This is a genomic window from Micromonospora globispora, from assembly GCF_003857015.1.
Classification (GTDB): domain Bacteria; phylum Actinomycetota; class Actinomycetes; order Mycobacteriales; family Micromonosporaceae; genus Micromonospora; species Micromonospora globispora.
Map to the genome: position 1 here is coordinate 1 of NZ_QGGF01000072.1, position 5,905 is coordinate 5,905.

Annotated in this window: 7 protein-coding genes; all 7 read left to right on the forward strand. The window is 71.3% G+C overall.

Annotated elements, in window-relative coordinates:
• Positions 1-662: gluconeogenesis factor YvcK family protein (locus DKL51_RS02485; RefSeq protein ID WP_124811686.1), on the forward strand; the 662-nt coding region annotated here is incomplete at its 5' end.
• 54 nt (positions 663-716) lie between these two features.
• Complete coding sequence (whiA, locus tag DKL51_RS02490; RefSeq protein WP_109944108.1) at positions 717-1,697, forward strand: DNA-binding protein WhiA; 981 nt, start codon at positions 717-719, stop codon at positions 1,695-1,697.
• 341 nt (positions 1,698-2,038) lie between these two features.
• On the forward strand, positions 2,039-3,043 hold the full coding sequence (gene gap / locus DKL51_RS02495) for a type I glyceraldehyde-3-phosphate dehydrogenase (RefSeq protein ID WP_109944109.1): 1,005 nt from the start codon (positions 2,039-2,041) through the stop codon (positions 3,041-3,043).
• Positions 3,040-4,263: a phosphoglycerate kinase gene (locus DKL51_RS02500; RefSeq protein ID WP_109944110.1), complete on the forward strand. Its 1,224-nt coding sequence runs from the start codon at positions 3,040-3,042 to the stop codon at positions 4,261-4,263. The genes gap and DKL51_RS02500 overlap by 4 nt, the downstream gene beginning before the upstream one ends.
• Positions 4,263-5,054 carry a triose-phosphate isomerase gene (gene tpiA / locus DKL51_RS02505; RefSeq protein ID WP_109944111.1) on the forward strand — a complete coding sequence of 264 codons (792 nt, stop codon included), beginning with the start codon at positions 4,263-4,265 and terminating at the stop codon, positions 5,052-5,054. Before DKL51_RS02500 ends, tpiA begins: the two co-directional genes overlap by 1 nt.
• 95 nt (positions 5,055-5,149) lie before the next feature.
• Positions 5,150-5,410, forward strand: coding sequence for a preprotein translocase subunit SecG (gene secG, locus DKL51_RS02510; RefSeq protein ID WP_109944112.1), 261 nt, complete (start codon positions 5,150-5,152; stop codon positions 5,408-5,410).
• A 132-nt stretch (positions 5,411-5,542) separates the two neighbouring features.
• Positions 5,543-5,887 carry an RNA polymerase-binding protein RbpA gene (locus tag DKL51_RS02515; protein WP_109944113.1) on the forward strand — a complete coding sequence of 115 codons (345 nt, stop codon included), beginning with the start codon at positions 5,543-5,545 and terminating at the stop codon, positions 5,885-5,887.
• Positions 5,888-5,905 lie beyond the last annotated feature (18 nt).

A 5,905-nucleotide genomic window follows, 5' to 3' on the forward strand; every position in this document is an offset into this window, starting at 1 on the left:
ACCTGGTGCTCTGCGGGCTGATGGAACTGCTCGGCGACGCGGTGGCCGCGCTGGACCACGCGGGCGGGATGCTCGGCGCGGTCGGCCGGGTACTGCCGATGTCCCGGCAGCCGGTCGGCATCGAGGCCCGGGTGCGCGGCGCCGACCCGGACCACCCGGACGAGGTACGCAACCTGCGCGGCCAGCACCAGGTCGCGGTCACCGCCGGCCGGGTCGAGGCGCTGCGGCTCACCCCCGCGGCGCCGGCCGCCTGCGCGGAGGCGGTGGCGGCGGTGGCCGACGCCGACTGGCTGATCTTCGGGCCGGGCAGCTGGTACACGAGCGTGCTGCCGCACCTGCTGGTGCCGGGGCTGGCCGACGCGATCGTGTCCAGCCCGGCCCGGCGGCTGGTCACGCTCAACCTGGTGGCGGAAAAGGAGACCCTCGGGCTGTCCCTGGCCGACCATCTGGCCACCCTGCACCGCTATCTGCCCGAGTTGAAGGTGGACATGGTGCTGGCGGACTCCAAGGCGGTGGGTGACCCCGAACCGGTCGAACGTGCGGCAGAATCGCTGGGTGCCCGGCTGGTCCTCGCTCCCGTCGCCGTCACCGACGGCACGCCCCGCCATGATCCGGCCGCGCTGGGCGCCGCACTGGTGCCTGTCCTGGGCGCCGATCGTTAAGCACGTACGTAATCACCGGCGACACGCCGGAACCGGTCCGTGGAGGGGCGCACTATGGCGATGACGGCTGCGGTCAAGGACGAGCTGAGTCGGGTCGACGTGCCCAAGCCGTGCTGCCGCCGGGCGGAGATGGCGGCCCTGCTGCGCTTCGCCGGGGGTCTGCACATCGTGTCGGGCCGCGTGGTCGTGGAGGCCGAGTTGGACACGGGGGCGGTCGCCCGGCGGCTGCGGCGCGAGATCGCCGAGGTCTACGGCTACCCGAGCGAGATCCACGTGCTCGCCTCCGGCGGCCTGCGCAAGGGCAGCCATTTCATCGTGCGGGTGGTCAAGGACGGGGAGGCCCTCGCGCGGCAGACCGGCCTGCTGGACGTGCGTGGCCGTCCGGTGCGGGGCCTGCCGCCGCACGTGGTTGCCGCGAACGTCTGCTGCGCGGTCTCCGCGTGGCGGGGCGCGTTCATGGCGCACGGCTCGCTGACCGAGCCGGGCCGGTCCAGCGCCCTGGAGATCACCTGCCCCGGCCCGGAGTCGGCGCTGGCCCTGGTTGGGGCGGCCCGCCGGATCGGCATCACCGCGAAGAACCGTGAGGTGCGCGGGGTGGACCGGGTGGTGGTCAAGGACGGCGACGCGATCGCCGCGCTGCTCACCCGGGTCGGTGCTCACGCCAGCGTGCTGGCCTGGGAGGAGCGCCGGGTGCGCCGCGAGGTGCGGGCCACCGCCAACCGGCTGGCCAACTTCGACGACGCGAACCTGCGCCGGTCGGCTCGCGCCGCGGTGGCCGCGGCCGCCCGGGTGACCCGTGCGCTGGAGATCCTCGCCGACGACGCGCCGAACCACCTCACCTCGGCGGGTCGGCTGCGGCTGGAGCACCGGCAGGCGTCGCTGGAGGAGCTGGGAGCGCTCGCCGATCCGCCGTTGACCAAGGACGCGATCGCCGGCCGGATCCGCCGGCTGCTGGCGCTGGCCGACAAGCGGGCCCGCGACCTGGGCATCCCGGATACGGAAGCGGCCGTCACGCCGGACATGCTCGTGGTCTGATAGGACGGTGGGTCGTCATTCCGAGAGCGAGCGCACCGAGCGAGCCAGCAGGCACAACGTTGTCACCTCGCGTCCTCGCACAGCGCGGCGGGGCGAGGACCCGAAAAGGATCACCACCCGGCGCAGCGCGGCGCCGCACGCTCGGATAAGGTCGCTGCGTACGGCAAGGGGGCCGGCACAGGCACTCCTCGCCGTGCTCACCGCCTCGGGCGGTCAGGTCCTTCAGACCGCGGCGGGGTGGCCGAGATGAACCGTCAACGGCCGGCTCCAACGGTCGGCGCACACACCTCCGCCGGCCCGAGTCTGACGCCGGCGGACCAGAACGCGAGGAGATGGGACCTGTGACCATCCGGGTTGGCATCAACGGCTTCGGCCGGATCGGCCGCAACTTCTTCCGGGCAGTGCTGGCGTCCGGCGCTGACATCGAGGTCGTGGCGGTCAACGACCTGACCGACAACGCGACGCTCGCCCACCTTGTCAAGTACGACAGCATCCTGGGCCGCCTCCCGCACGAGGTGAAGGCCACCGCGGACGAGATCACCGTCGGCGGCAAGACCATCAAGGCGTACGCCGAGAAGGACCCGGCGAAGCTGCCGTGGGGCGAGGTCGGCGCGGACGTGGTGATCGAGTCCACCGGGTTCTTCACCGACGCCACCAAGGCGAAGGCGCACATCGACGGCGGGGCCAAGAAGGTCATCATCTCCGCGCCGGCGAAGAACGAGGACGTCACCGTGGTCATGGGCGTCAACCAGGAGACGTACGACCCGGCCAAGCACACGATCATCTCGAACGCCTCCTGCACCACCAACTGCCTCGCCCCGATGGCGAAGGTCCTGCAGGACACGTTCGGCATCCAGCAGGGTCTGATGACCACCATCCACGCGTACACGCAGGACCAGAACCTGCAGGACGCGCCGCACAAGGACCTGCGCCGGGCCCGTGCCGCCGCGCTGAACATCGTTCCGACCTCGACCGGCGCCGCGAAGGCGATCGGCCTGGTGCTGCCGGAGCTGAAGGGCAAGCTGGACGGCTACGCGCTGCGGGTGCCGATCCCGACCGGCTCCACCACCGACCTGACCGTCACGGTCGGCCGGGAGACCACGGTGGACGAGGTCAACGCCGCGATGAAGGCGGCCGCCGACGGCCCGCTCAAGGGCATCCTGACCTACAACGAGGACCCGATCGTGTCGTCCGACATCGTCACCGACCCGTCGTCCTGCATTTTCGACGCGCCGCTGACCAAGGTGATCGGCAACCAGGTCAAGGTCGTCGGCTGGTACGACAACGAGTGGGGCTACTCGAACCGCCTAATGGACCTGGTCAAGCTGGTGGGTAGCTCGCTGTGACCATCCGCAACCTCGACGACCTGCTCGCCGAGGGGGTGTCGGGTCGGCGCGTGCTGGTGCGCGCCGACCTGAACGTCCCGCTCGACAAGCAGACCGGTGAGATCACCGACGACGGCCGGATCCGGGCCGTCCTGCCGACCCTGAGCGCGCTGGTGGAAGCCGGCGCCAAGGTGGTCGTCTGCTCCCATCTGGGCCGCCCGAAGGGCGAGCCGGCCCCGCAGTTCAGCCTCCGCCCGGTCGCCGGGCGGCTCGGTGAGCTGCTCGGGGCGCCGGTGCACTTCGCCGAGGACACCGTCGGCGACTCCGCCCGCTCCACTGTGGACGGACTGGCCGACGGTCAGGTCGCCCTGCTGGAGAACCTGCGCTTCAACAAGGGTGAGACCAGCAAGGACGAGGCCGAGCGGGGTGCCTTCGCCGACCAGCTCGCCGCCTTCGGTGACGCATACGTGGACGACGCCTTCGGCGCCGTGCACCGCAAGCACGCCAGCGTGTACGACGTGCCGGCCCGGCTGCCGCACGTCGCCGGCCGGCTGGTGCTGCGCGAGGTGGAGGTGCTCTCCAAGCTGACCGGCGACCCGGAGCGGCCGTACGTGGTGGTGCTCGGCGGCTCGAAGGTCTCCGACAAGCTCGCGGTGATCGAGGCGCTGCTGCCGAAGGTCGACCGGCTGCTCATCGGCGGCGGGATGTGCTTCACCTTCCTCAAGGCCCAGGGCCACGAGGTGGGCAGCTCGCTGCTGGAGGAGGAGATGGTGGAGACCTGCCGCAACCTCCTGGAGCGCTCCGAGGGCAAGATAATGCTCCCGGTCGACGTGGTGGCCGCGACCGCCTTCGCGCCCGACGCCGACCACGACGTCTTCCGTGCCGACGGCATCCCGAGCCACCGGGTCGGGCTGGACATCGGGCCGGAAACGGTGGCCGGCTTCGCCGCCGCCCTGAAGACCTCCGCCTGTGGAGATCCGGGGAACGCGCGGACGATCTTCTGGAACGGCCCGATGGGCGTGTTCGAGATGGCGCCGTTCGCCGCGGGCACCCGGGGCGTTGCCGAGGCGATCGCCGACTCCGACGCGTTCAGCGTGGTCGGCGGCGGTGACTCGGCGGCTGCGATCCGGGTCCTCGGCCTGGACGAGAAGGCGTTCTCGCACATCTCCACCGGTGGCGGTGCCTCGCTGGAGTATCTGGAGGGCAAGACCCTTCCCGGCATCGCGGCGCTGGAGGACTGATGGCGAGCGAGGGTCGCCGGCCGCTGATGGCCGGCAACTGGAAGATGAACTTGAACCACCTCGAGGCCAACCTGCTGGTGCAGAAGCTGGCCGCGAGCCTGAGCGAGAAGCAGCTCACCGAGGTCGAGACGGTGGTCCTGCCGCCCTTCACCGACCTGCGGACCGTGCAGACCGCGGTGGACGGCGACAAGCTGCTGATCGGCTACGGCGCGCAGGATCTGTCGCCGTACCAGTCGGGCGCGTACACCGGGGACATCTCCGGGTCGATGCTGGCGAAGCTGGGCTGCACCTACGTGGTCGTCGGTCACTCGGAGCGGCGGGCGTACCACCACGAGGACGACGCGCTGGTCAACGCCAAGGTGGTCGCGGCGCTGGCCAACGGGCTCACCCCGATTCTCTGCGTCGGCGAGGGGCTGGACGTCCGCGAGGAGGGGCGCCATGTGGCCCACTGCTCCGACCAGCTCATCGCGGGGCTGCACGGCCTCACCGCCGAGCAGGTGGCCAAGGTCGTCATCGCGTACGAGCCGGTCTGGGCGATCGGCACGGGCAAGACGGCGACCCCGGAGGACGCCCAGGAGGTCTGCGGGGAGGTCCGCAACCGGATCGCCGAGACCTTCGACGAGGCGACCGCGCACCAGGTCCGTATCCTCTACGGCGGGTCGGTCAAGGCGTCGAACATCGCCGCGATCATGGTCCAGCCGGACGTGGACGGTGGCCTGGTGGGCGGGGCGAGCCTGGACGCCGAGGAATTCGCGCAGATCTGCCGGTTCCCGGAGCACATCGCCCGCTGATCGCTCGCTATTCTTGACGCTGCCCGTCCACCGGCCGGTGCCACGTGCCCGTCCTGCCCGGGCAGATGATCGCTACGAGAGGACTGACCCCAGCCATGCCGATCGCGTTCGCCTACACGTTGATCGTGTTGTTGATCATCACGAGCATCCTGCTCACCCTGCTGATCCTGCTGCACCGAGGTAAGGGTGGTGGGTTGTCGAGCATGTTCGGCGGCGGCGTCAGCTCCAGCCTGGCCGGCTCCTCGGTGGCCGAGAAGAACCTCGACCGCTACACCGTTCTGGTCGGGATCGTCTGGTTCGCCTGCATCGTCGGGATCGGCCTCTGGCTCCGCCTCCAGATGAGCAGCGGGGCCTGAGCCAGCCCGTCGAGTCGTACAATCTGCGCGCGGTCCGTCACCACGGGCCGCGCGCAGTTCTTTCTCCGCTGCACCGCGTCGCCCGCCGCCCACCCTCGCGGCGGTCCCCTCCGACGACAGGAGCTAGCAGCCGTGCCGACTGGCAACGCCATCCGGGGCACCCGCATCGGGTCCGGCCCCGACCGGCCCACCGAACGATCCGCGCCGGCCCCCCGCCGGCCGGTCAGCTACTGGTGCCGCAACGGTCACCGGGTCGAATTCCTCATCGCCGCCGACGCGGAGGCGCCGCCCGGCTGGGACTGCCCGCGTTGCGGCCAGCCGGCCGGCCCGGACGCCGAGAACCCGCCCGGGCAGGCCCGCACCGCGCCGTACAAATCCCACCTGGCGTACGTGAAGGAGCGGCGCACCCCCGAGCAGGCCGAGGCGATCCTCGCCGAGGCGCTCGACGCGCTGCGCCGGCGCCGCGGCCGCGCCTGACATACGGAAGCCCCGGTC